The 24,280-nt window shown below is 69.4% G+C and carries 21 protein-coding genes; 12 read left to right on the top strand and 9 right to left on the bottom strand.

Annotation, left to right across the window (positions count from 1 at the left end):
• Positions 1-86 precede the first annotated feature (86 nt).
• From GGD89_RS00735 to GGD89_RS00720, 4 genes are all read left to right on the top strand, one after another.
• Positions 87-587 carry a MerR family transcriptional regulator gene (locus GGD89_RS00735; RefSeq protein ID WP_184042174.1) on the top strand — a complete coding sequence of 167 codons (501 nt, stop codon included), beginning with the start codon at positions 87-89 and terminating at the stop codon, positions 585-587.
• A gap of 145 nt (positions 588-732) precedes the next feature.
• Complete coding sequence (locus GGD89_RS00730; protein WP_246422155.1) at positions 733-1,689, top strand: site-specific tyrosine recombinase XerD; 957 nt, start codon at positions 733-735, stop codon at positions 1,687-1,689.
• Entirely contained in the window at positions 1,686-2,975 is a 1,290-nt protein-coding gene (locus GGD89_RS00725; RefSeq protein ID WP_184042172.1) for a D-alanyl-D-alanine carboxypeptidase family protein, read from the top strand. The genes GGD89_RS00730 and GGD89_RS00725 overlap by 4 nt, the downstream gene beginning before the upstream one ends.
• Positions 2,976-3,060: 85 nt before the next feature.
• A complete protein-coding gene (locus GGD89_RS00720; protein WP_184042171.1) occupies positions 3,061-3,732 on the top strand; it encodes an acyloxyacyl hydrolase in 672 nt (223 codons plus the stop codon).
• A gap of 20 nt (positions 3,733-3,752) precedes the next feature.
• Here the strand turns inward: GGD89_RS00720 and mnmE are convergent, their stop codons facing one another.
• Complete coding sequence (mnmE, locus tag GGD89_RS00715; RefSeq protein WP_184042170.1) at positions 3,753-5,087, bottom strand: tRNA uridine-5-carboxymethylaminomethyl(34) synthesis GTPase MnmE; 1,335 nt, start codon at positions 5,085-5,087, stop codon at positions 3,753-3,755.
• 176 nt (positions 5,088-5,263) lie between these two features.
• Here mnmE and GGD89_RS00710 point away from each other — a divergent pair, with 176 nt between their 5' ends.
• Positions 5,264-5,899: a LysE family translocator gene (locus GGD89_RS00710; RefSeq protein WP_184042169.1), complete on the top strand. Its 636-nt coding sequence runs from the start codon at positions 5,264-5,266 to the stop codon at positions 5,897-5,899.
• A 29-nt stretch (positions 5,900-5,928) separates the two neighbouring features.
• On the opposite strand, the gene GGD89_RS00705 is transcribed toward GGD89_RS00710, so the two are convergent.
• Genes GGD89_RS00705 through GGD89_RS00695 form a run of 3 tightly spaced genes read right to left on the bottom strand, consistent with a single transcriptional unit; the run spans position 5,929 to position 9,056 of the window.
• A complete protein-coding gene (locus GGD89_RS00705; protein WP_184042168.1) occupies positions 5,929-6,432 on the bottom strand; it encodes a ferritin-like domain-containing protein in 504 nt (167 codons plus the stop codon).
• 53 nt (positions 6,433-6,485) lie between these two features.
• A complete protein-coding gene (locus GGD89_RS00700; RefSeq protein WP_184042167.1) occupies positions 6,486-7,325 on the bottom strand; it encodes a 2-oxoacid:ferredoxin oxidoreductase subunit beta in 840 nt (279 codons plus the stop codon).
• Between the two features lie 12 nt (positions 7,326-7,337).
• A complete protein-coding gene (locus tag GGD89_RS00695; protein ID WP_184042166.1) occupies positions 7,338-9,056 on the bottom strand; it encodes a 2-oxoacid:acceptor oxidoreductase subunit alpha in 1,719 nt (572 codons plus the stop codon).
• Positions 9,057-9,510: 454 nt separating this feature from the next.
• Here GGD89_RS00695 and GGD89_RS00690 point away from each other — a divergent pair, with 454 nt between their 5' ends.
• The gene (locus GGD89_RS00690; RefSeq protein ID WP_184042165.1) at positions 9,511-9,759 is read left to right on the top strand and encodes a YfhL family 4Fe-4S dicluster ferredoxin; all 249 of its coding nucleotides are present in this window, start codon (positions 9,511-9,513) and stop codon (positions 9,757-9,759) included.
• Positions 9,760-9,946: 187 nt separating this feature from the next.
• Here GGD89_RS00690 and dnaQ read toward each other — a convergent pair whose 3' ends face one another.
• Genes dnaQ through GGD89_RS00665 form a run of 5 tightly spaced genes read right to left on the bottom strand, consistent with a single transcriptional unit; the run spans position 9,947 to position 13,727 of the window.
• Positions 9,947-10,657, bottom strand: coding sequence for a DNA polymerase III subunit epsilon (gene dnaQ, locus GGD89_RS00685; RefSeq protein ID WP_184042327.1), 711 nt, complete (start codon positions 10,655-10,657; stop codon positions 9,947-9,949).
• Complete coding sequence (gene coaE / locus GGD89_RS00680; protein WP_184042164.1) at positions 10,657-11,274, bottom strand: dephospho-CoA kinase; 618 nt, start codon at positions 11,272-11,274, stop codon at positions 10,657-10,659. The genes dnaQ and coaE overlap by 1 nt, the downstream gene beginning before the upstream one ends.
• 58 nt (positions 11,275-11,332) lie before the next feature.
• On the bottom strand, positions 11,333-12,175 hold the full coding sequence (locus GGD89_RS00675) for a shikimate dehydrogenase (RefSeq protein ID WP_184042326.1): 843 nt from the start codon (positions 12,173-12,175) through the stop codon (positions 11,333-11,335).
• Between the two features lie 50 nt (positions 12,176-12,225).
• Complete coding sequence (locus tag GGD89_RS00670) at positions 12,226-12,876, bottom strand: Maf family protein (RefSeq protein ID WP_343058481.1); 651 nt, start codon at positions 12,874-12,876, stop codon at positions 12,226-12,228.
• Positions 12,873-13,727, bottom strand: a complete 855-nt coding sequence (locus GGD89_RS00665; RefSeq protein ID WP_184042163.1) for a pyruvate, phosphate dikinase/phosphoenolpyruvate synthase regulator — start codon at positions 13,725-13,727, stop codon at positions 12,873-12,875. The genes GGD89_RS00670 and GGD89_RS00665 overlap by 4 nt, the downstream gene beginning before the upstream one ends.
• 641 nt (positions 13,728-14,368) lie before the next feature.
• On the opposite strand from GGD89_RS00665, the gene hemE reads away from it, so the two are divergent.
• From hemE to GGD89_RS00635, 6 genes are all read left to right on the top strand, one after another.
• Positions 14,369-15,439: a uroporphyrinogen decarboxylase gene (gene hemE / locus GGD89_RS00660; RefSeq protein WP_343058479.1), complete on the top strand. Its 1,071-nt coding sequence runs from the start codon at positions 14,369-14,371 to the stop codon at positions 15,437-15,439.
• A 107-nt stretch (positions 15,440-15,546) separates the two neighbouring features.
• Complete coding sequence (gene hemH, locus GGD89_RS00655) at positions 15,547-16,671, top strand: ferrochelatase (protein WP_184042161.1); 1,125 nt, start codon at positions 15,547-15,549, stop codon at positions 16,669-16,671.
• Positions 16,672-16,717: 46 nt separating this feature from the next.
• Positions 16,718-17,179 (top strand): protoporphyrinogen oxidase HemJ, encoded by a 462-nt coding sequence (gene hemJ, locus GGD89_RS00650; protein WP_246422154.1) that lies wholly within the window; start codon positions 16,718-16,720, stop codon positions 17,177-17,179.
• Positions 17,180-17,689: 510 nt separating this feature from the next.
• Positions 17,690-18,946 (top strand): transcription termination factor Rho, encoded by a 1,257-nt coding sequence (gene rho, locus GGD89_RS00645; protein WP_184042160.1) that lies wholly within the window; start codon positions 17,690-17,692, stop codon positions 18,944-18,946.
• A gap of 591 nt (positions 18,947-19,537) precedes the next feature.
• On the top strand, positions 19,538-21,625 hold the full coding sequence (locus GGD89_RS00640) for a sigma-54-dependent Fis family transcriptional regulator (protein ID WP_184042159.1): 2,088 nt from the start codon (positions 19,538-19,540) through the stop codon (positions 21,623-21,625).
• Between the two features lie 489 nt (positions 21,626-22,114).
• The gene (locus GGD89_RS00635; RefSeq protein ID WP_343058478.1) at positions 22,115-24,280 is read left to right on the top strand and encodes a hydantoinase/oxoprolinase family protein; all 2,166 of its coding nucleotides are present in this window, start codon (positions 22,115-22,117) and stop codon (positions 24,278-24,280) included.

Raw genomic sequence — 24,280 nt, 5'->3', positions numbered from 1 at the left:
TGCAACACCACCCCGCGCCGGGACCCGGCGACACCGCCGGCGCGTTCCGACTCGACACTCACTTGACGTTTACGTAAACTGCGGCCATGACCGAACCACACGTTCCCCCCCGTCCTGGCCCCGGTGCATCCCTGTCCAGGGATGCCGACGGGACCGACATCACCTACAGCATCGCCGACCTCGCCCGGGAGTTCGAGATCACCCCCCGGGCCATCCGGTTCTATGAGGACAAGGGCCTCCTGGAGCCGCGACGCGAGGGTTTGCGCCGAGTCTACTCGGAACGCGAGCGCGTGCGCCTGCTGCTGATCGTGCGCGGCAAGCGATTGGGGTTCTCGCTGCGGGAATGTCAGGACATCATCGACATGTACGGCGCGGAGCCGACCGAGGGCGCGCAGCTTCAGCGGTTGATCGAGACCATTCGCCAGCGCCGGTCCGTCCTTCAGGACCGCCTGGCCGACCTGCGCTTGACCCTCAAGGAACTGGACGAGGTGGAAGCCCAGGCCCAGCGCCTGCTGGACGCCACCGGCGAGGACACGGGAGAGGCGTCGGCGCCCGGGGAGCCGGCCGGCCGCCCACCCGAACCCTGAGCCCCGAACCCTGCCCCGAACCCTGCCCCGAACCCTGCCCCGAACCCTGCCCCGAACCCGGGGCGATCGGACGCGGCGACGGCGCCGGCCCGGTCTGCTACAGTCGCGCATGCCTTCGACCGGCCCATCGGGACCGCCCGCGCCCATGTCACGACACGTCGAGTCCTTCCTGGAAATGATGGCGGTGGACCGGGGCGCCTCGGCGCACACCCTGGACGCCTACCGCCGCGACCTGGACGCCCTGGCCGTGTTCCTGGGCCGCGCGCCGGCGGCGGCGTCCCTGGACACCGCCGGGTCCGAGGATCTGCGGGCGTTCCTGACTCACCAGACGGACCAGGGCATGGCGCCGCGCACGGCGGCGCGGCGGCGCTCGGCCCTGCGCCAGTTCTACGCCTTCCTGGCCGCCGACGGGCGCCGCGCGGACAATCCCGCCGATGGGCTCGACCCGCCACGCCTGGGCCGGCCGTTGCCGAAAACGCTGGAGGAATCGGAGGTCGAGCGCCTGCTGGAGGCCGCCCGGGCCTGGGAGGGGCCGCACGGCCTGCGTGCCAGCGCCCTCCTGGAACTGGCCTATGCCGCCGGTCTGCGGGTTTCAGAACTGGTGGCGCTGCCGCTGGCCGCCGTGGCCCGAGACCCCGAGGTGCTGCTGGTGCGCGGCAAGGGCGACAAGGAGCGCGTGGTGCCGATCGGCGAGGCCGCGCGGATGGCGGTGCGCGCCTACCTGCCGGCGCGCGAGACCTTCCTGGCCCGCGCCGGATCGGCCCGCCGCGCCGGTCAGCGGTGGCTGTTTCCCTCGCGGGCGGCGGCCGGCCACCTGACCCGCGACGGCGTCACCAAGATGCTGGCCGAGCTGGCGGCGCGCGCCGGCCTGCCCCCGGGGCGGGTGTCGCCGCACGTGCTGCGCCATGCCTTCGCCACCCACCTGCTGGCCCACGGCGCCGACCTGCGGGGCGTGCAGGCCATGTTGGGTCATGCCGACATCTCCACCACGCAGATCTATACGCATGTGCTCGACGCCCGCCTGCGTGCCCTGGTGCGCGACCATCATCCCCTCGCGGGGCGGGACCCGGCCGACGGCGAGCCCCGGGAGCCGCCGGCATGAGCGGCCGCATCCGGTGGCTGCTGATGCTGGCGAGCCTGGGGGTGCTGCTGGCGACGCCGGCATGGGCCTTCGAGGATCGCCAGGCCTATGTGGTGCTGGATGCCGCCAGCGGCCGGGTGCTGGATGCCCGCAAGCCCAACCACCTGCGCTATCCGGCGTCGCTGACCAAGATGATGACGGTGTTGATGCTGTTCCGGGCCCTGGACGCCGGCACCCTGACCCCGGAGACATTGATTCCCATCTCCCGAGGGGCGGCGGCGGCCAACCCGGTGAAGCTGGGCCTGCCGCCGGGCGATTCGATGCCCGTGGCCGAGGCCATCCCGGCGCTGGTCGCCCGCTCGGCGAACGACGTGGCGGTCGCGGTGGCCGAGTTGCTGGCCGGCGACGAGGCCGCCTTCGGCCGCGCCATGACCCGGGTCGCCCGCGAGGAGCTGGGCATGACCCGCACCACCTTCCGCAATGCCTCCGGCCTGCCCGACGACGACCACCAGAGCACGCCGCGCGACATGGCCCGCCTCGCCCTGGCCCTGTGGCGGGATCATGCCGACCGCATGGCGGCGTTCGAGACCCGGGTGTTCCGGTTCCGGGGCCAGGCCCTGGGCACTTACAACCCGTTGCTGTCCAGCCTGCCCGGCGCCGACGGCCTGAAGACCGGCTTCACCTGCGCCGCCGGCTACAACCTGGCCGGCTCGGCCGAGCGCGACGGACGGCGGGTGATCGCCGTGGTCATGGGCGGCGCGTCCAGCGCCGATCGCCTGGCCACCATCACCCGGCTCATGGAGGCCGGTTTCGATCGCCTGTCGGCCGAAGCCGACGCCGACGTCAAGGCCGAGGGGAAGGGGGACGTGAGCACCGAGGACGAGACCGGACCCACGGCCGGGACCGAGGCGGCGGACGCGCCGGTGCTGACCCCGGCCGCCCCGAGTCTGGCGACCCTCGTCACGCCGCGCGCCGTGCGCGTCCAGCCGGCCCCCGATGTGGAGGGCTGCGGCGGCCTTTATGCCGGCGGGTGGGCCATCGAGATGGGCACCTTCCGCAGCCGGGGCCGCGCCCGGTCGGTGGCCACCCAGGTGGCGCGGGTGTATGGGGGCAAGCCGTTGACCTCCCCGGCCGGCATGGGCGGCATGGTGCGCCACCGCGCCTATGTGGCCGCGCTGGGGTCCGGACAGGCGCGCTCCATCTGCCGGCAGCGCCAGGCGCGCGGGCGGTATTGCGTGGTGCGCAGCCCGCGCATGATGTGGGCCGCCATGCAGGCGGTGGCCCGGCTGCGCCGGTCGCTGCGTTAGACTCGGGACGCCGTGGCCCCGGTTCCCTCGCGTCCGGAGAGGCGGTAAGGTGGGCGGCCTTTTATCAAAGGGGGGAGACGCGCCGATGCGGATCGAGGCACGGGGACGGCGGGGGCGACGCGCCGGCATGGGCACGACGGCGGTCGCGGCGGTGACGGTGGCGGCCCTGACCTCGGCGATGCCGGCGCCGGCCCGGGCAGATCAGGACTTCAACCTGATCGCCGCCGCCTCGGTCGCGGTCATCGGCGCGGGCCTGATCGGCGATCACTTGCGCGGCAACGACGTGTGGGCGGAGGGGCCGGAGGAACCGTTCCGCCTGACCGTCGGCGCGGGCGCCCATAACGTGCGCCTGGACAACGAGAACGATCACGGCAACGACACCGTCTCCATGGTGCGCCTGGAAGCCCGCCTGCCCACCAAGCTCTGGCGCCTGACGCCCATCACCGGCGTGGAGATCACCGACCGGGGCGCGGTGTATGGCTACGGCGGCGTCATGCTGGACGTGTTTTTCGGCGACCGGTTCCTGATCAGTCCCAGCGCCGCCCTGGGGTACTACAGCGCCGGGGACGGCCGCGACCTCGGCTACCCCCTGGAGTTCCGCACCGGGCTGGAGGCGGCCTACCAGTTCGATCATGGCGGCCGCCTGGGTGTGGCCTATCACCACATCTCCAACGCCGGCCTGGGGGACCGCAACCCGGGCATCGAGACGCTGACCCTGAACTATGCCCTGCCGCTGGACCTGATCCTGGGGAACTGACGGGCCACCCCGGCCGCGCGCTACTTGCCGATACAGAAGTCTCCGAAGATCACGTCCAGAAGGTCCTCCACGTCCACGCGGCCGGTGATGCGGCCGAGCGCCCGCAGCGCCAGGCGCAGGTCCTCGGCCACCAGTTCGGGCAACGGCGCCTCGGCGGCGCGCGCCAGGGCCTCGCGGGTTTCGGCCAGCGCCTGGCGGTGGCGCGCCCGGGTGAGCGGCGAGGGCGGCCCGGCGCCCAGTTCGGCCAGGGCCTGGACCCGGCCGGCGACGGCCGTCATCACGGCGTCGAACCCGGCGCCGGTGACCAGCGACAGGGGCAGGGACACCCCGTCGGGCCGCCTGGACCACAGGTCCGCCTTGGTGTGGATCACCAGGGTGTCGGGATCGGCGGCCAGCGTCGCGAGAGTCTCATCAAGCGGCGCGTCGATCGTGCCGTCCAGCAACAGCAGGCGCAGGTCGGCGGCCTCGGCGCGAGCACGGGCGCGGCGCACGCCCTCCCGTTCCACCAGGTCCCCGGTCTCGCGCAGGCCCGCCGTGTCGGCCAGCACCACCGGCACGCCCCCCAGGTCCAGGTGCACCTCCAGCACGTCACGCGTAGTCCCGGCCTCCGCCGAGACGATGGCCGCCTCGCGCCGGGCCAGGGTGTTGACCAGGCTGGACTTGCCGACGTTGGGCGGTCCCAGCACGGCCACGTGCACGCCGTCGCGCAGGCGCTCGCCGCGCCGGTCGTCGGCCAGGCAGGCGTCGATCTCGGCGCGCAGCGACTCCACCGCCGACGCCTGATCGGCCAGCAGCGCCTCGGGCAGGTCCTCGTCGGAAAAGTCCAGGGTCGCTTCCAGGTGGGCCAGCAGGCGGACAAGCCGATCCCGCCAGCCCTCGGTCAGGCGGGCGAGGGCACCGTCCATCTGCCGGCGCGCCTGGCGGTGCTGGGCCCGGGTCTCGGCGTCGATCAGGTCGGCCAGGCCCTCCACGGCGGTCAGGTCCAGCTTGCCGGCCTCGAACGCCCGGCGGGTGAAGGCCCCCGGCTCGGCCGGCGCCAGTCCGGGCCGGGCGGCCAGGGCGTCCAGGATGGCCCGCGTCACCGCCCGTCCCCCGTGCCCGTGCAGTTCCACCACGTCATCGCCGGTGAAGCTGGCCGGCCCGGGAAACCACAGCACCAAGCCGTCATCCAGGGTCTCGCCGGTAGCGGGATCGCGGATCACCGTCCGCGTGGCCCGGCGCGGCGCCGGCAGGGCCTCGCGGCCGGTCAGCGCCAGCAGGGCGGGGCCGGCGCCCGGGCCGGAGACGCGGACGACCGCCACCCCGGCGCGGCCGGGCGCGGTGGACAGGGCGAACAGGGTAGAGATGTCGGTCATAGCCGAGGTGTGGTCGCCGCCGAGGGGATCGGTCAAGACGGAAAACGGAGCCGGCACGGGCGGGAGCGACGCCGGTTCCGAGGGCCTGGCCGACGTGAACACTTTTTAATCGTGAACCCCCAGGGATCTTCCTAGTATGGAAGCCTGATCGTGCACCCACAGGGACCCGATGCCCGATGACCACGCAGCAATGGGCCACCTACTGCCTGACCATCCTGGCGGTGGGCCTGATTCCCGGCCCGACCACCGTGTTGGCCCTGGCCACCGGCGCCCGCCACGGGGTGGCGCGGGCCCTGCCCGCCGCCGCCGGCAACGTGGCGGCATCCGTGCTTCAGGCGCTGGCCTCCTTCGCCCTGGTGGGCGTGGTGATGGACACCTATGACACGCTGTTCCGGGTCATGCTGGTGCTGGGCGGCGGCTATCTGGTATGGCTGGGGGTGGATCTGGCCCGTCACAACCCGTTCCGCGCCCTGGAGTCCTCGCTGGGACAGGCCGCCACGCTGCGCGCGCGGGGTTTCGTGGACGTGTTCGTCGTCACCCTGATGAACCCCAAGGCCATCGTCTTTTTCGTGGCCCTGTTCCCGCAGATCATCCCCCGGGAGGGCAGTTCCATGGCCCTGGGTTTGGCCCTGACCGTGGCCCTGGCGGCCGTCGCGGCGGGCGTGTTCCTGATCTACGCCAGCCTGGGCCGGGCCATCCGCGTGCTGGTGCGCATCCCGTCGGTCTCCACCGGCATCGGCTTGACCGTGGCGGCGGTGCTGGGCCTCATGGGTCTGGGGTCCATCGTCCAGGGGCTGCGGGCGCAGCTGTAGCGACGCGGGCGGCGACCGCCGCCCTCACCTCAATCCACGGCCACCGGCGGGTCCATGTCCTCGTCCCAGTCCCCGGGCGGCAGGGGATACTTGGCCAGCATGGTTTCCAGCAAGGCTACATGCTCGGCCTCTTCCTCCGCGAACTCCATCGCCAGTTCCCGGATCCGGTCGTTACCGTTGTTGGCCGCCAGATCGGCGTAGAAGGCATGCCCCCGTTTCTCGCTGTCCAGCGCCAGGGTTAGCGCGTGGTGCGGTGTCATCAGGTAGTGGGTGGCGTCCATCTCGGGCGTTTCCGGCGCCTCCGCGTCCGGCCACTTGTATTCCCAGGGCTTGAAGTGCGGCAGGTCCAGACCCTCGGCCATCTTCTGCGCCTCGGCCAGATGCAGGCGCGAGAAGTGGGCCATGCGGCGGAACAGTCCGGTGACCTCGTCGTTCTGGTGCACCTCCAGGGCATCGGCCATGTCGTCGAAGCGCACCGCCGAGTCCTCCTCCAGGGCCACGGCGTGCGCCAGGAACTCCTCCACCGTCTCCATCCCCGTCGTCCCTTTCCTGTCTCGATGCCCGGCGGGTGTCCTCCGGCCGGGGATCAGATCACGAACTGATCGCCCAGCGCCACCGCCCGGGTGGTCGCCTCGGCGTGCGGCTGGAAGGCCCCGGTCCGGCCCTTGTAGAGAATGCCGGTCGAGAAGGCGTCGTCGTCCAGCAGACGCAAGAACGCCTCGCGGCGATCATCCGTGGGCTCGGGAAAGCCCTCGTGGACCCGCTCGCGCCACGTCTTCTGTTCCGGACGGTAGGTGACGCAGGGGCTGAGGACGTGCACGAACGAGAACCCGGGGTGCTGGATGCCCTCGCAGATCTGGCGGGCCACCTCCAGCGGATCGCCCGAAAAGGCCCGGGCAATGAAGGTCGCGCCCGCCGACAGGGCCATCTCCAGCGGCTTGAACGCGGCCACTCCCGGGCCGTCCGGCGTCAGCTTGGATCCCGGCCACTCCGGATCCGTGGTGGGCGATGCCTGGCCCTTGGTCATGCCGTAGACGCTGTTGTCCATGACGATATAGGTCATGTCCACGTTGCGCCGGCAGGCATGGATGAAGTGGTTGCCGCCGATGGAGAAGCCGTCGCCGTCGCCGCCCACCGCCAGAACGGTGAGATCGGGGCGGCTGAGCTTCAGGCCGCTCGCCACCGGCAGGGCGCGGCCATGCACGCTGTGGAAGCCGTAGAGGGTGGAATAGGCCGGCAATCGAGACGAGCATCCGATGCCCGACACCAACGAGACCTGGTGGGGCGGCAGCTGCAATTCGGTCAGCGCCCGCATGATGGCCGACAACACCGAGAAGTCGCCGCACCCCGGGCACCAGATCGGCTTCAGGTCGGACTTGTAGCTCTTGACCTTGTAGACGGGGGTCTCTTCCAGGGGGACATCCATGACGCGCGCTCCCTACAGGCCGCGAAGGTGGTCGACGATTTCCCCGGGCCGCAGGGGCAGCGGGCCGGGGCGATGCAGAGGATGCACGGTGCCGGGCAGGTCCATGTGAGCGCGCAGCAGGTTGCAGTACTGGCCGCTGTGGTTCTGCTCCACCACCACGACATGGCGGGCCCCCTCCAGGGCGGCGGTCAACCGGTCCACCGGAACCGGCGCGATCAGGCGGGCCGCCACCAGACGGACACGCCGGCCCTCGGCGCGGACGCGTTCCATCGCCTCGCGCGCGGGCTCGGTGGACGAGCCCCAGGTGAGCACGACGATGTCGGCGTCCGGGTCTCCGGCGGTCATCGCCCAGGGATCGCCGTAGTCGAAGCCCTCCACCTTGCGGCGGCGCTTGGCGAGCTGTTCCTCGTGGAAGTTGGTCTGGGTCGAGGGATGGCCGAACGGGTTGTGCTCCAGCCCCTCGGCCGTGTAGGAGGCGCCCTCCATGCCCGGCAGGGCCATGGGGGAGATGCCGTCGGCGGTCAGCTCGTAGCGGCGGTAGCTGGCGTCCAGTGTTTCCGGCACCCGGCGGCGGCCGATGAAGGCGATGTCCGCCGGGCGATCGATGATGGCCCGCGACTGGCCCAACACCTGATCGGACAGCACGATCACCGGCGTCTGAAGGCTTTCGGCCAGATAGACGCTCCACTGGGTGGTGAACAGGCAGTCGCCGATGGACAGGGGCGCGGTCACCACATGCGGCGCGTCGCCATGCAGGCCATGCACGGCGATGTTCAGGTCCGACTGTTCCGACTTGGTGGGGATGCCGGTGGACGGCCCGCCGCGCTGCACGTTGACCACCACCAGCGGCGTCTCCGAGGCCACGGCCAGACCCAGGCTCTCGGTCATCAGCGCCAGGCCGGGGCCGGACGTGGCCGTCACCGAGGGCGTGCCGCCGAAGCTGGCCCCCAGCAGCATGTTGATGGAGGCCAGTTCATCCTCGCACTGGACCAGCATGCCGCCCACCTTGGGCAGGTTGGGGGCCAGCCATTCCAGGACGTCGGTGGCCGGGGTGATGGGATAGGCGGCGCAGAAGCGCACGCCCCCCTGGATGGCGCCCAGGCCGGCGGCCTCGTTGCCGGTCAGCGACCAGCGCTCGCCGCGCGCCGGGTCCGGCGCCGACAGGGGCGCGACACCGGTGATGGCGGCGGCGGCCCCGGCGCCGGCCTCCAGGCCGGCCTTACTGGCGGCCAGCGCCTCGGCACCCTTGCCCGCGAGCTGGCGCGACAGGCGCTCGATCAGGAACGCCTGATCGAGCCCGATCAGCGCGGCGATCAGGCCCAGGCCGACCATGTTGACGCGCCCGCCCTGAATGCCCTTCGCCAGGTCGTGGAACGGCACCATCACCACGTGGGGATTGCTGGGCGCCAGCACGTCGGGCACGGCGCCGTTGTGGGGATCGGCGATCACCACGCTGCCCGGATTGAGCGGCATTTCGTCGTGGAACCGGGCGAAGTTCCCCCAGTCGAAGGCGACGATGATGTCGTAACCGTCATCCGTGCCCTGCACCGGGTGCGTGCCCAGGCGCAGCAGGGCGGCCGACTCGCCACCCCGGATCTGGGGGCCCAGGGTCCGCCCCATGAGGCCGTAGAATCCCGCCTTGGCGGCGGCGTCCAGAAGACTCTGTCCCGCCGTCATCACGCCCGCACCGCCACTGCCTGTCAGGGCGATGGAGACCGAAGTATGCGCCATGAAGTCCTTCCCAAATCATCCGGGGCCCGAGTCCGGGCTCATGCCGGCGCCCGTCCGCGGGCGTCTCTCGTCGGGGGCGCGGTGCCAGGGCACCCCACGACCGACCGAGAAGGGGAGGACGAGGAGACAAGACCGCGCAAGTCTGCCGGTATAGCCCCCCCATGATGGGGTTCGCAACGAAATAGACAGGAACGCGATGGGGCGCTGATTGACACACATCATTGCCGCCATCTCGCGTTTTGCGTACCGCTCGGACGGGTGTATCGCCTTGGGACACCGGCTCGGTTCGATGACCCCATAGCTCATCCCGTTGCGTCGGGACCGAGGCCCTGGCACCCTGGATTGGTCCAGTCCCCGGCGTCCCGCGCCGGGCTGGATCATTCACCACCCATGGGTTTGTCCCGTCGCTTTGGTCCGACCGGACGACCCGACCGTTCAAGAGGATCCCCAATCCATGGCCCTGAAAATCATCGACACCTGCATCAACTGCGATGCCTGTATCGCTGAATGCCCCAACGACGCCATTTCCGAGGGCGACACGATCTACGTCATCGCCGCCGATCGCTGCACCGAGTGCGTGGGCCATTTCGACGATCCGCAGTGCATTGGCGTTTGCCCCGTCGACTGCATCGTGAAGGATCCGGCGCATGCCGAGACTCCGGCGCAGTTGCAGGCCAAGTTCGAGCGCCTGCAGGCCGCCTGAGCCCGGACGGTCCGTGTCAGGATATCCGGCGGCCCATGTCCTGGACCGCTGGAGTCGGTGGCCGGCCCGGCGACCCCCGTTCGTCGGGCCACCGTTCACCGATGCCCCCTGTGGTCATGTCCCGGTGATCACGTGCGTGTGATCATGCGCGCATCCGTCATGCAGGGATCGGCGGGGCCCTGTCGGGTCAACGCAACCAGATCGGGTCCTTGAGGCGCGTCAGGAACACCCCGTGGGCGTCCCGTTCCGCCGCGCTTTCCTGATGCGGGCGCGGCGACCGCCGGGGTCGCGTGGCCGCCGACGGCAGGGCGCCGTCCGCTCCTCCAGGATCATCCGGGTCCGCGCCGCGCCGCGCCGCGCCGGTCTTCATGAGTCCCAGTCCCGGCTCGCGTCCCCCCATCAGCTCCAGATAGACCTCGGCCAGCAATTCGCTGTCGAGCAGCGCCCCATGCAGGGCGCGATGGGCGTTGTCGATGGCGAACCGTCGGCACAACGCGTCCAGGCTGGCCGGCGCCCCCGGGAACTTCCGCCGGGCCATGGTCACGGTGTCGATGGCCCGGTCCATGGACAGGGGCGGGCGGTCGATGCGGGCCAGTTCCGCATTCAGGAACTTCATGTCGAAGGCGGCGTTGTGAATGACCAGCGCCGAGTCGGCGATGAAGGTCAGGAAAGCGTCCACCACCTCGTGAAACAGCGGCTTGTCCGCCAGGAAGGCACTGGACAGGCCGTGAACCCGGTAGGCGCCCTCCGGCATGTCCCGTTCCGGGTTCAGGTAGACGTGATAGGTCCGGCCGGTGGCCACGTGGTTGAGCAGCTCCAGCGCACCGATTTCCACGATGCGGTCGCCCTGGTCCGGGTCGAAGCCCGTGGTCTCCGTATCCAGCACGATTTCGCGAATCATGAGGTCCTCGTCATGGGGCCGGCCGGCGCGGCCCGCAGGTAATCGACCAGCGCGCGCACCCGCCGATAGGCCGGCGCCATGCCCAGGCCGGTGTTGACCGTCCGATCGGCGCGGCGGCGCTTGTCCGCCTCCGGCATCTGCTTCGCCCGGATCCGGGCCAGCCGCTCTGGCGTCATGCCGGGACGGCGCAATACCCGCTGGGCCTGAAGGAAGGCCGGCGCCGTGACCAGCAGGACGAGGTCGCACCGGTGCTCGCCCCCGGTCTCGAACAGCAGGGGCACGTCCAGCACCACCAGCCGCCGGCGTGCCAAGGCTTGGCGGCGGAGAAAGGCCCGCTCGGCCGCGCGCACCCGAGGATGCAGGATCGCTTCCAGCCGTTTCAAGGCCGCGTCGTCGCCGAACACCCGCGTGCCCAGCGCCGCGCGGTCCACCGCGCCGTTGTGGACCACGCCGGGAAACGCCGCCGCGACGGCGGCCACCGCGCCGCCGCCTGGTCCCAGCAAGGCGTGCACCGTGGCGTCGGCGTCATGGCACGGCACGCCCAGCCCGCGCATCATGCGGGCGGCCGTCGACTTTCCCATGCCGATGGAACCCGTCAGGCCGAGGACCGTCATGCGCCGGCCGCCGAGGCGTGCGCCCCGGGCCCGACGCCGGGTCGTGACCAACGTCCGTTCAGTCATCCAGAACCGCGCGGCGCAGCGCCGGGGTCACCTCCGGGTCGACGCCGAACCACGCCTGGAAGCCTGGCCGGCCCTGATGCAACAGCATGCCGAGGCCATCCACCACGCCGTTGCCGCGCGCCCGCGCGGCGGCCAGCAAGGGAGTCTCCAGGGGCGCGTACACCAGATCATTGACCAGCGCGTCGGGGGGCAGCGGAGCCAGATCCAGGACCAGGGACGGCTGGCCCACCATGCCCAAGGACGTCGTGTTCACCAGCAGCGCGGCATCGATCAGCGCCGCCGCCGCGTCCGCCAGGGGCGCCACGGTCATGACACCGCCCTCGTCGAGGTCGGCCACCAGGGTCTCGGCCCGGGCCACGGTGCGATTGAGCACGCGCACCGCCGGCGCGCCGGCCTCCAGCAGCGCCGCGCAGACCGCCCGCGCCGCGCCGCCCGCGCCCAGCACCACCGCCGGACCCCGGGTCACATCCCAGCCCGGCGCCCCGTGCCGCAGGTTTTCCAGGAACCCGAAGCCATCGGTGCTGTCGCCGTGAAGGCCACCCATTTCGGTGATCGACAGGGTATTGACGGCACCCACGCGCCGGGCGCGGTCGGTCAGGGTATCGCAAGCCCGAAAGGCCCGTTCCTTGTGCGGGACCGTGACATTGGCCCCGACCAGCCCGAGCGCGGGCAAGGCGCGCAACGCTTCATCGGCCCTGTCCGGCGGGGTCGGCAGCGGCACATAGGCGCCGTCGATGCCGTACCAGGCCAGCCAGGTCCCGTGCAGACGCGGCGAACGCGAATGACCGATCGGCCAGCCGATCACGCCCGCCACCCGGGCGGCGCCGCTGGGCAGGCGCGGCCCGCCCGCACCGTTGGCATTGGCGGGAACGGAGTCGGCCAGACTCACGCGAGCACCACGCCACGAGCGCGAAGGGCCTCCAGCACCGCCATGAGGGGCAGGCCCAGGATGGTGAAGTAATCGCCGTCAAGTTGGGAAAAGAGCTGGAGACCCATGCCTTCCACCTGATATCCGCCGACGCTCTGGGTCACCGCCTTGCTGGTGGCATTCAGGTACGCCTCCAGAAAATCATCGGTGAACGGGCGCATGGTCAGGCGCGCGTCGCTCACCGTGCGCCAGACCGGTTCGCCATCATGAACCAGCACGGCCGCCGACACCAGACGATGGGTGGTCCCGCGAAGGGCCTCAAGCTGCGTCTTCGCCGCCGCGCGATCGGCAGGTTTCCCCAACCAGGCGCCATCGGCGGTTTCCAGAATCTGGTCGGCGCCCAGCACCAGGGTCCCGGGATAACGGCTGGACACGATCTGCGCCTTGGCCAGCGCCAGGCGGTCGGCCGCCTGTTCGGTGGTGGCGCCCTCGGCCCGCAGATCGTCGCGAAGGGCACCTTCATCCATGGGCATCACGCTATGTCCCGCCAGCGGCACACCGGCCGCGAGCAGCAAGGCCCGGCGTGTGGTGCTTGCCGACGCCAGCAGAAGGGGCAGGGCGCTCGGGGCGGCGGGCACCGCGACGCGGCTTGTGTAGGATACGGTCACCACGACATTCCCTGATGACGTTGAATGCGTTGGATGATGGCCGCCGCCACTTCCTCGATGGACTTGCGGGTGACGTCGATCACCGGCCAGCCATGACGGGCGAACAGACGCCGGGCACGGGCCACCTCGTCCCGCACGTGTTCCTCGTCTGCGTAGATGCTATCCACGCTCTCGTGCATAACGCGTAAGCGGTTTCGGCGCAACTGTGACAGGCTGCGGGCCTCGCGCGTCAACCCCACGATCAGGGGTGCCGTGCCGGCATCCGTCGCCGGATCCCTGACCAGGGCCAGCACCTGATCCGGCACCGGCACAGCCGGCACCAGCGGAATATTGACCGCCTTGAATCCCTTGTTGGCCAGGTACATGCAGGTCGGCGTCTTGGATGTGCGCGAGACGCCCAGGACAATGACATCGGCGTCGTGAAGCTTCTCCAGCAGCTGGCCGTCGTCGTGGGCCAGGGTGTAGTGGATGGCGTCGATGCGGCGGAAGTACGCGTCGTCAAGATTGTGCTGACGACCCGGATCACTGCGAAAGTCGGCCTGGAAGTACTGCTTCAGGGCCAGCAGGACCGGATCAAGCAACGGCACCGCCGGCACGCCCAGATCCCGGCAGGCATCTTCCAGGACGACGCGGATCTCCGGATCCACAAGGGTGAAGAATACCACCCCCGGATGGGCCTGAATGCCCTCGATCAGGCGCCGCACCTGTCCCGGGGTCCGCACCAGCCACCAGAGATGCTGGTTGACCTTCGGCACGGTGTCGAACTGCACCAGGCAGGCCCGAACCGCGCTGCTGATCGTCTCCCCGGTGGCGTCGGAGACCAGATGCAGATGGTGTTCGGTCACGACCACACCTCGGGCTCGCCGGAGAAACACGATGGGTGCGGTCCCGCGCGCCATGCGCCACGGATCGACCCGGAGTCGGACCCTGGTCCTGGGGACAACCCTGTGCATGACCGGGGCGGTCCTGGGGACAAGGAACGGCCTCGTCACGGACCCCGGGTTTTACCCCGGTTCGCCCGTCCGGTCACCCCCCTGCCTGTCCCCACCGGAATAACCCTGAAGCGGTTCCGGGGACTTTGGGGACGGCGCGCGCGATCCGGGAGTCGTTATCCCCATGACTCCCGCTTTCCCCGGTCGATGGGCAGGCCGGGTTTTCGCGTCCCACGACTCCTGGGACGGCCATGATGGACTCGCCCGACCCCTCCCGGATCATCCCGGACCTGCCCACAGACCGGCGACACGCCATGCCGACACGGCGTCCCCGGCCGGTCGTGGCCGGGGATAACCTCGGGACGATCGCGAATTCCCGAAATCCATCGGCATCCACAACAACCACCTCCTCTTTTTTTTCCTTCTATGAATGGGTAGAAGGAGGATCTGATCCGTCGGCCGGTTCCTCGGCCGGATCCGCGTTTGGCCACGATCGAGGCCCCGGATCGATCCGTTTCCCCCGACCCGCGTCCGGGTCGCAACCAGCCGGAGATGTCCTCGTGTCCCAGTCGAGCGCCCCGTCGGCCGACAAGCCCTTCCTTCGTGTCCTGGCGGGTGAGGCGGTATGGCCGCCGCCGGTGTGGCTGATGCGTCAGGCCGGGCGCTACCTGCCGGAGTACCTGGAGACGCGGCGGACCGCGGGAAGCTTCCTGGACCTGTGCTACAACCCGGAACTGGCCGTCGAGGTGACCTTGCAGCCTTTGCGGCGCTACGGCTTCGACGCCGCCATCCTGTTTTCCGACATCCTGGTGATTCCGCACGCCCTGGGGCAGGATCTGGCCTTCAGGCAGGGCGAGGGTCCGGTGCTCGACGCCCTGAAGACCGAGGACGACCTGGCCAAACTCGACGTCGGCCGGGTCCTGGATCATCTGCGGCCGGTGCTGGAGACGGTGGGCGGCCTGGCCAAGGCCATTCCGGACACCACCGCCCTGATCGGGTTCGCGGGCGCGCCCTGGACCGTGGCCACCTACATGATCGAGGGCGGCGGCTCGAAGGACTTCGCCAAGACCAAGGCCTGGGCCTATGGCCGTCCGGACCTGTTCGAACGCCTGATCGACACCCTGGTGCAGGCGACCGGAGACTACCTGATCGCCCAGATCGACGCCGGCGCCGAGGCGGTGCAGATTTTCGATACCTGGGCGGGCGCGCTGCCGGAGGCCGATTTCCGGCGCTGGGTGGTGGCGCCGATCGGGCGCCTGACCCGGCGCATTCAGACCGAGCGGCCCGGCATTCCGGTGATCGGGTTCCCGCGCGGGGCCGGCCTACTGTACCCCGACTTCGTGCGCGACACCGGCGTGACCGCCGTCAGCCTGGACACCAGCCTACCCTGCGGCTGGGCGGCCGAGGCCATCCAGCCGCTGGCCGTGACCCAGGGCAATCTGGATCCGATTCACGTGGTGGTCGGCGGCGCGGCGCTGGACGCGGCCACCGATCATGTCCTGAAGACCCTGGGTGGACATCGGCCCCATGTCTTCAATCTTGGCCATGGGATCGTGCCGCAGACGCCCCCCGAGAATGTGGCGCGTCTGATGGACCGCGTTCGCAATGCGCCGCGCCCTGGTTCGGTGTAGGGTTGGCCCGACTCGCTGGTGACATGCCGGCGGCATGACGAGGGAGCCGCGCGCCGCGCGCTCCCCCGCCCGCTGGACCATCGGCGAGACGGGGATCTGGAGAGATCATGAGCCGACTGGCTGTTGTTGTGTTCAATCTCGGGGGTCCGGACAGCCTGAAGGCGGTCAAGCCCTTCCTGTTCAACCTGTTCAATGACCCGGCGATCATTGGCCTGCCGGCGCCCGTGCGCTGGATCCTGGCGCGCTTGATTTCGGGACGCCGGGCGCCGGTCGCCCGCGCCATCTACGACCGCATCGGCGGTCGCTCGCCCCTGGTGGAGCAGACCAAGGCGCAGACCGACGCGCTGGCGGCGGTGCTCGCCGACCGTGGTCTGGCCGACGAGATCGGCGTGTTCATCGCCATGCGCTATTGGCATCCGATGACCCGCGCCGCCGTGGACGAGGTGAAGCGCTTCAAGCCGGATACCGTGGTGCTGCTGCCGCTCTACCCGCAGCACTCGGGGTCCACCAGCGGATCCTCGCTGCGGGCCTGGGTGGAAATCGCCGAGGCACGGGGCCTGTCGGCCGAGACCCTGACGGTCTGCTGCTATCCCACCGAAGCCGGGTTTGTCACCGCGCTGGCCAATCTGACGCTGGAGGGCCTTGGTCGCGCCCGCGCCGGGGTGGAGATCCACGGCCTGACCGCCGGGCCCCGGGTGCTGTTCTCGGCCCATGGCCTGCCCAAGACCAGCATCGAGAAGGGCGATCCCTACCAGAGCCAGGTGGAGATGACCGCCAGGGCCGTGATTGAACAGATGGACCAGCCGGACCTGGACTGGCTGGTGTGCTACCAGAGCCGTGTCGGGCCGCTGGAGTGGATCGGTCCGGACACGGAATCCGAGATCGTGCGGGCCGGCGCCGATGGCGTGCCGCTGGTGGTGGTGCCGCTGGCCTTCGTCTCGGAGCACTCCGAGACGCTGGTGGAACTGGATCTGGAGTACGGAGACCTGGCCCGCGAGCGCGGTGTCCCGGTCTATGTGCGGGTGCCGACGGTGCAAACCCATGCCGCGTTCATCGAGGGCCTGGCCGACCTGGTGAGCCGGGCGGTGAACCCGACCGAGGGCGACGGCTGCCTGATCGAGGCGGGACCGGCGCAGGGGCGGCTGTGCTCCCAGGTGGGCGCGCGAGTTTGCGCCGAGACCTGGAGCATGTGTCCGCATGTTCCCAATCCTCGGCAGACGAAAACACCGTGATGCCACCCGTTCGGGCCAGACCGGAACGATGGGGAGGATAAAACCCATGGAATACGTGGATTTTATGGATCTCTTTGATCTGTATGACTACATGCTGTGGATCAAGGCCCTGCATGTCGTCGGCGTCATCCTGTGGATGGTTGGACTGTTTTATCTGCCCCGTCTTTATCGGTATCACGCCCGGGAACAGGCCGGGTCGTCGGCCTCCGAAACATTCAAGGTCATGGAGCGGCGCCTGTTGAGGGCGATCATGAACCCCGCGCTGGGGATCGTGCTGGTCACGGGCCTGCTTCTGTGGGGACAGTTCCTGCTGGACGGCTGGTTCCACATCAAGCTGCTCATGGTCGCGGGGATGCTGGTGGCGCACGGCGTCTATGCCCGGTGGCGGAAGAACTTCGAGGCCGACCGGAACACGCATTCGGCGGTGTTCTATCGTGTCTGGGGGGAGGTGCCGACGCTGATGATGCTGGTGATCGTGACGGTGGTGATCGTCAAGCCGACGTTCTAGCCGGCCCGGGCACGCGCACCGTGACGCGCGCGCCGCCACATCACCATCACGGGCCTGGGCACAGGCCGGGGCACAAGCCCGGGTTTTTTCCTTGCGTGGGGGTCTGGCTTTCCGTAGTCTGCCGTTGGTTGGGTCCGTGGGGACCCGACCCGTCTCATCCCTCATCGGGCTGGTCATCCAGGCAAATCTTCGTTTCCCGGAGGTGGCGTGAGGCCGTGCGGGTCTGGCCCCTCGGTGTTCTCGTGGAAGCTCACGGGGCGCTGACGGGAGCGGTGCCCGGACCGTCGCACGTCATGTGCCGTGACCCCCGGTTTCCTCATCGTTCTGTCGCCGCATCCTGATCTTCGTCCGTGGTCGTACGGGATCGGACATCGGGAGTCGATGGACCCTCACCGCGCCTGGCGGCCCTGGACCGGACCTCGGAGAGTCCGTCGATCACGACGGCGCCACCGGCGATTCCCCTCCCCAGCCCGCGCCCCGCCTCCCGCATGCGCGATCGTCGAGACCACCATGCATCTCCAGGATCTTAAGAAGAAAACCCCTACGGATCTTTTGGCGTTCGCCGAAGAGCTGGAAATCGAGAACGCGAGCACCCTGCGACGGCAGGAAATGATGTTCGCGATTCTCAAGCAACTGGCCGAAAACGAAACGGCGATCTTCGGCGACGGTGTCCTGGAGATCCTCCAGGATGGTTTCGGATTTTTGCGTTCTCCCGAGGCAAACTACCTGCCTGGTCCCGATGACATCTATGTCTCGCCCAGCCAGGTGCGACGCTTCTCGCTGCGGACCGGCGACACGGTGGAAGGTCAGATCCGGGCGCCGAAGGATGGGGAACGCTACTTCGCCCTGTTGAAGGTCAACCGGATCAACTTCCAGGATCCGGACAACGTGCGGCATCGCATCAATTTCGACAATCTGACGCCGTTGTATCCGGACGAGAAGCTGTCGCTGGAGATCGACAATCCGACCCGCAAGGACTTCACCACCCGGGTCATCGACCTGGTCACGCCCTTGGGCAAGGGTCAGCGCGCGCTGATCACGGCGCCGCCGCGTACCGGCAAGACGATGATGCTGCAAAGCATCGCCCACGCGATTTCATCAAACAATCCAGACGTTTACCTCATGGTTCTGCTCATCGACGAGCGACCCGAGGAGGTGACGGACATGGCCCGCTCGGTACGCGGCGAGGTGGTGAGTTCCACCTTCGACGAACCCGCCAGCCGCCATGTGCAGGTGGCCGAGATGGTCATCGAGAAGGCCAAGAGGCTGGTGGAACACAAGCGTGACGTGGTCATCCTGCTGGATTCCATCACCCGTCTGGCGCGCGCGTACAACACCATCGTGCCCAGTTCCGGCAAGGTGTTGACGGGGGGCGTGGACGCCAACGCGCTGCAACGCCCGAAGCGGTTCTTCGGCGCCGCGCGCAACATCGAGGAAGGTGGCTCCCTGACCATCATCGCCACCGCCCTGGTGGAGACCGGATCGCGCATGGACGAGGTGATCTTCGAGGAGTTCAAGGGTACCGGTAACTCCGAGATCATCCTCGACCGCAAGCTGTCCGACCGACGTGTGTTCCCGGCCATCGACATCACCCGCTCCGGCACCCGCAAGGAAGAGCTGTTGGTGCCCAAGGGAACGCTGTCCAAGATGTGGGTGTTGCGTCGTATCCTGATGCCCATGGGCGTGCAGGATTCCATGGAATTCCTGCTGAGCAAGCTCAAGGACACCAAGAACAATAATGATTTCTTCGATAGTATGAATAGTTAAAGAAAATCCCGAGCGATCCGAACCGGATCGCGACGACGATTTTCTTAAATATCAGAATCATAAATCATGGTGCGTGAGTCCAGACTCACGCACCATGCTCTAAGGTTGCGGACAGCGTGGTCCGTGGTCCCTACGATATGATCTAACGGTTCTTCCTGAATAGTGTGCTGGTGACGAGTGCCCTGCATCGCGGTCTGGACTCCGGACCCCGTGGCGGGGTGCCGTCGCATCGGCAGGTGTCATGGGGCGGGAGTCAAGATCACGGGTCGGTGATCGGATTCCGGGCGAGTCGACCCGGATCCGGACGGGTTGTCCGGGTCCGACCGGTCGGCGTGTCCCCAGACCCCGCCCCGAGGGTCCCTGAGTCCGCGCGAACCAGGGCGACGGGACATGGTCCACGCCTTGCTTAGGACGATCCTCTGGCCGGTGTCCCGACCGGGCGTTCGGAAACGCCGTGGCGCGCACCCGAGATCGGGTGCTGGCGCGACGGCGGCGGGGTGTCCGCAGACAACATGGGAACCGTGGTTTATACTGAAGACGCAATGAAAAAGGATCGTCCCATGGACGGACGACCTCGGGGAGGGTTCCGTCATGGCAGGCACCCCGTACAGCCGAGCCGTCGGGCCGGGCGGCGACACAACGACCATGGCCGCCTGGGAGAAATTCCTGTCCGGGGAGGGCATGCCCACCGATGCCGTGCGCCGGACGGTGGAAGACTCCTGGCGCCGCTGCCAGTCCCTTGGTGTCGATCCGGTTCGCCGGTCCGCGCCCGTGATGGTCGCCGAGGACGCCCTGGACGCCCTCAAGGACCGGCACCGGGACCTGGTTCAGGCCGCGCGGCCGGTCATGGCGCAGGCGCGGCAGTTCCTGGCGGAGTCCCGGACCGTGATGGTGTTGACCGATCCCGAGGGTGTCATTCTGTGGGTCGAGGGCGATCCGCAGGCCAAGGCGCGAAGTCACGATATTCGCCTGGTCCCGGGCGCGGCCTGGCACGAGTCCGTCAGTGGCACCAACGCCATCGGCACGGCCTTGGCCGCCGGACAGCCGGTGCGCATCGTCGCCGCCGAGCACTTCTGCGAGGGCATCAAGCGCTGGACCTGCTCGGCCACCGTCATTCACGACCCTGACGACGGGCGCATCGTGGGAGTCCTGGATATCTCCGGCCTCAAGGGCAGCCACAACACGCACTGCCTGGCCCTGGCGGTCACCGGAGCCAGCCGGATCGAGGCCCGCCTGGCCGCCGTGCACGGCGAGCGCCGGGCTCGACTGCTCGATGTCGCCTTGACGCGCACCCGGCAATGGGCCGATCAGGGGGTGATGATCTTCGACCATCGGGGCCGGATGGTTCGGGCCAACCATCGCGCCGAGGCGTATCTCAATGGCCTGGGCCTGGATCTGGGCGCCTGCAACGACGTGGCCCTGCCCGGTCCCTGGCCGGACAACGCTCCGCCCGACACCCCCCTGCCTCCCTGGCTCAAGCGGGACTGGCTGGAACCGGTGATGGAGCGGGCCGAACACCTGGGGACGCTGCTGGCCATCCCGGCGTCGCGTCCCGGGCATCGATCCCCGGCGGTGGCCGAGGCCGTCCCCCCCGGGACCGAGGACGCGGATCCCTTCGCCGCCATCGTCGGAACCAGCGCGGTCCTGGCGGCGGTGAAGACCAAGGCCCGCCGCCTGGCGCGGCTGCCGGTTCCGGTGCTGCTGCTGGGGCCGACCGGCGCCGGCAAGGAGGTGTTCGCGCGCGCCCTGCATGCCGCCGGACCCCGGGGCACCGGGCCGTTCGTGCCCCTGAACTGCGCCGCCATGACGCGGGATCTGCTGGCGAGCGAGCTGTTCGGCTACGGCGATGGCGCGTTCACCGGAGCCCGCCGGGGAGGCATGGGCGGCAAGTTCGAGGCCGCCGATGGCGGCACCCTGTTCCTGGACGAAATCGGCGAGATGCCGCCGGACCTGCAGGCCCATTTCCTGCGCGTCCTGGAGGACGGCGTCGTCTACCGGCTGGGGGAACACAAACCACGCCGGATCAAGGTTCGGGTGGTGGCCGCGACCAATCGCGACCTGCGCGCGGACGTGGCCGCCGGTGCCTTCCGCATGGACCTGTTCTACCGGCTGGCGGTGACCGTGCTTCACCTGCCGCGTCTCGCCGACCGGGTGGAGGACATCCCCATCCTGGTGCGGCACTTCATCGACCAGACCCGGCGGGCCTATGGCGTGGCGGCGAAGCGTCCCTCGGCGGATCTGATCGCGGCGCTGCAAGCCCATCCCTGGCCGGGCAACGTCCGCGAGCTGCGCAACGTGGTCGAGGGCCTGATGCTGCTGGTCGAGGGCGAGGGGGTCACCCGGGACGACCTGCCGCCGGACTACGCCGAGGCGCCGGCGCCGCGGTCCGCGAGGATCGGGACCGGCCCCCCGGAGGGGGGCGGCGACGACGATCGCGACGCCGACACCGGTCCCGGACACCGTCCCGCGCCGGCAGCGGGGGATCCGGTGTCGCTGGCCGACCGGGAACGGGAAACCATGGTCGACGCCATCGCCCACGAACGCGGCAACCTGACGCGGGCCGCGACCCGTCTGGGGATCGCCAAGAGCACGCTTTACGAGAAGATGAAACGCCACCGCGTCGATCGGGTTTCGGCCCTTCAGGCCCGGCCGGCGCGGTCGCGACACGGGGGTCGGTAGACCGCGCGGCCACGCCGGCGTCGTGATCCACACGACACGACACAGGCCGCGTGCCCCAGGTAGGGCGCCGATGCGGGGCGTTGCCCCGCCGCTTGCCGGAGCCTCGGACTTATTCCTTTGATTTGAAAAGAGAAATGGGGGCTTGAGGGGTGTCCTCCCCATGATGTCGTGGGGCGGGTCCGGGCGGCCGCCCGGCCGTGATCCAGCCTCTCGCAGGCCCGAGGCCATGCCGTGCCGTGTCGCGTACCGACCCCCTTGCGTGGATCCGGATTTCGGATGACGCGTCCGGACCGCAAACGCGAACCGGTCAGGGTGCGGACGCGGTCAGGACCCGATGACTGCCTTCCAACCCCTTGAAAATACAACAGAGTCCTTGTCGTTCCTGCCATGGCACGACGGTTGCCCTGCCTCCCGGTGGCGTCCATCGGACCCCCGCCGCGCGGGTCCGTCCCCGGACGTCACCCAGAACAGGTCTCATGGGAGGACACAGTGGGACACCAAGCCAATTCGGTCCAGGTCATGGGCATCGATGCCGGCGGCACGATGACCGACACCTTCTTCGTCCAGGCCGACGGCGAGTTCGTCGTCGGCAAGGCGCAGAGCAATCCCGCCGACGAGTCCCTGGCGATTTCCGATTCCTCGGTCGATGCCCTGGCCCAATGGGGCCGGTCGATCGAGGACGTCTATCCCGAGATGATCACCTGCGTGTACTCGGGCACGGCGATGCTCAACCGGGTGGTTCAACGCCAGGGGCTCGCCGTCGGCCTGATCGTCAACCGGGGCGTGGAGGACTTCCACCGCATGGGGCGGGCCATCCAGTCCTATCTCGGCTATGCCTTCGAGGATCGTATCCACCTGAACACCCATCGCTACGACCCGCCCCTGGTGCCGATCGAGCGCACCCGGGGCGTGACCGAGCGCACCGATTCCCAAGGCGACGTGGCCATTCCCCTGCGCGAGGACGAGGCGCGCCAGGCGGCGGCCGAGCTGATCGCCCTGGGCGTGGAGGCCATCGCCATCAGCCTGTTGCACTCCCACAAGAACGGCGGCAACGAACGCCGGGTGCGGGACATCTGCCGGGCCGTGGCCACCGAACACGGTAAGCCGGACCTGCCCATCTTCGCCTCCGTCGATTACTACCCGGTGCGCAAGGAGAGCCATCGCACCAACACCACCATCCTGGAGGCCTACGCCGCCGAACCGTCCCGCAAGACCCTGACCCGGATCAGCGACCGCATGCGGACCCAGGGCGCCCGCCACGACCTGCGCGTCATGGCCACCCATGGCGGCACCATCAGCTGGAAGGCCAAGGAACTGGCCCGCACCATGGTGTCCGGCCCCGTGGGCGGGGTGATCGGCGCCAAGTTCCTGGGTGAGTTGCTGGGGTATGACACCATCGCCTGCTCGGACATCGGCGGCACCAGCTTCGACATGGCGCTGATCACCAAGGGCAGTTTCGCCATCGCCGCCGACCCGGACATGGCCCGCCTGGTGCTGTCCCTGCCCCTGGTGGCCATGGACTCGGTGGGTGCGGGCGCCGGCAGCTTCGTCCGCCTGGATCCCCACACCAACGCCATCAAGCTGGGGCCGGACAGCGCCGGCTACCGGGTGGGCGTCTGCTGGCCCGAGGGCGGCCTCGACACGGTGACCGTCACCGACTGTCATGTGGTGCTGGGGTACCTGAATCCGCACAACTTCCTGGGCGGCCAGATCACCCTGGATGTGGAGCGCGCCCACGCCGCGCTCAAGGCGCAGATCGCCGATCCGCTGGGGCTGTCGGTGGAGGAAGCCGCCGCCGGGGTGGTCGAGCTGCTGGACCTGAGCCTGCGCGACCACCTGCGGGCCACCATCAGCGCCAAGGGCTACAGCCCCACGGACTTCGTCTGCTTCTCCTACGGCGGCGCCGGGCCGGTGCACACCTATGGTTACACCGAGGGACTGGGCTTCAAGGATGTCATCGTCCCGGCCTGGGCCGCCGGATTCTCCGCCTTCGGCTGCGCCACGGCGGACTTCGAATACCGGTACGACAAGTCCGTGGACGTGGCCGTTCCCGGCGGCGCGCCCGATGCCTTCAAGACGCAGGCGGTCTCGGCCCTTCAGGAGGCCTGGGCCGAGCTGGCCGCCAAGGTGATCGAGGAGTTCGCCATCAACGGCTTCGAGGCCTCGGCGGTAACCCTCCACCCCGGCTACCGCATGCAGTACATGGGGCAGCTCAACGACCTGGAGATCGACTCCCCCGTCACCTCGGCGACAACGGCGGCCGACTGGGACCGGCTGGTGGCGGCGTTCGACGAAACCTACGCCCGCGTCTACGCCAGCGCCGCGCGCTCGCCGGAGCTGGGCTTCAGCATCACCGGCGCCATCATGCGCGGCGTGGTCGCCACCCAGAAGCCCCACCTGCCCAAGGAGCCGCTGGCCGGCCAGGATCCGCCCGAGGACGCCCGCATCGGCCGCCGGGCGGTCTTCCGCCATAACCGCTGGGTCCACGCGACCGTCTGGCACATGGAGGCCCTGAAGGCCGGCAACCACATCACCGGCCCGGCCATCATCGAATCCTCGGCCACCACCTTCGTCGTCCCCGATGGCTTCGCCGCCTGGCTGGACGAGCACCGGCTGTTCCATCTCACGGAAACCACCGCCCAGGGGAGCGCCTGA

Source organism: Roseospira visakhapatnamensis, from assembly GCF_014197915.1.
Classification (GTDB): domain Bacteria; phylum Pseudomonadota; class Alphaproteobacteria; order Rhodospirillales; family Rhodospirillaceae; genus Rhodospira; species Rhodospira visakhapatnamensis.
This window is presented reverse-complemented; position numbering and strand designations above follow the sequence as displayed.

Coding starts and splice junctions, on each gene's coding strand:
- GGD89_RS00640 (WP_184042159.1), top strand. CDS start 19,538: ATGGCAGGCACCCCGTACAGCCGAGCCGTCGGGCCGGGCGGCGACACA.
- rho (WP_184042160.1), top strand. CDS start 17,690: ATGCATCTCCAGGATCTTAAGAAGAAAACCCCTACGGATCTTTTGGCG.
- hemH (WP_184042161.1), top strand. CDS start 15,547: ATGAGCCGACTGGCTGTTGTTGTGTTCAATCTCGGGGGTCCGGACAGC.
- GGD89_RS00710 (WP_184042169.1), top strand. CDS start 5,264: ATGACCACGCAGCAATGGGCCACCTACTGCCTGACCATCCTGGCGGTG.
- GGD89_RS00735 (WP_184042174.1), top strand. CDS start 87: ATGACCGAACCACACGTTCCCCCCCGTCCTGGCCCCGGTGCATCCCTG.
- mnmE (WP_184042170.1), bottom strand. CDS start 5,087: ATGACCGACATCTCTACCCTGTTCGCCCTGTCCACCGCGCCCGGCCGC.
- GGD89_RS00720 (WP_184042171.1), top strand. CDS start 3,061: ATGCGGATCGAGGCACGGGGACGGCGGGGGCGACGCGCCGGCATGGGC.
- GGD89_RS00700 (WP_184042167.1), bottom strand. CDS start 7,325: ATGGATGTCCCCCTGGAAGAGACCCCCGTCTACAAGGTCAAGAGCTAC.
- GGD89_RS00705 (WP_184042168.1), bottom strand. CDS start 6,432: ATGGAGACGGTGGAGGAGTTCCTGGCGCACGCCGTGGCCCTGGAGGAG.
- GGD89_RS00730 (WP_246422155.1), top strand. CDS start 733: ATGTCACGACACGTCGAGTCCTTCCTGGAAATGATGGCGGTGGACCGG.
- GGD89_RS00690 (WP_184042165.1), top strand. CDS start 9,511: ATGGCCCTGAAAATCATCGACACCTGCATCAACTGCGATGCCTGTATC.
- GGD89_RS00695 (WP_184042166.1), bottom strand. CDS start 9,056: ATGGCGCATACTTCGGTCTCCATCGCCCTGACAGGCAGTGGCGGTGCG.
- hemJ (WP_246422154.1), top strand. CDS start 16,718: ATGGAATACGTGGATTTTATGGATCTCTTTGATCTGTATGACTACATG.
- GGD89_RS00725 (WP_184042172.1), top strand. CDS start 1,686: ATGAGCGGCCGCATCCGGTGGCTGCTGATGCTGGCGAGCCTGGGGGTG.
- coaE (WP_184042164.1), bottom strand. CDS start 11,274: ATGACGGTCCTCGGCCTGACGGGTTCCATCGGCATGGGAAAGTCGACG.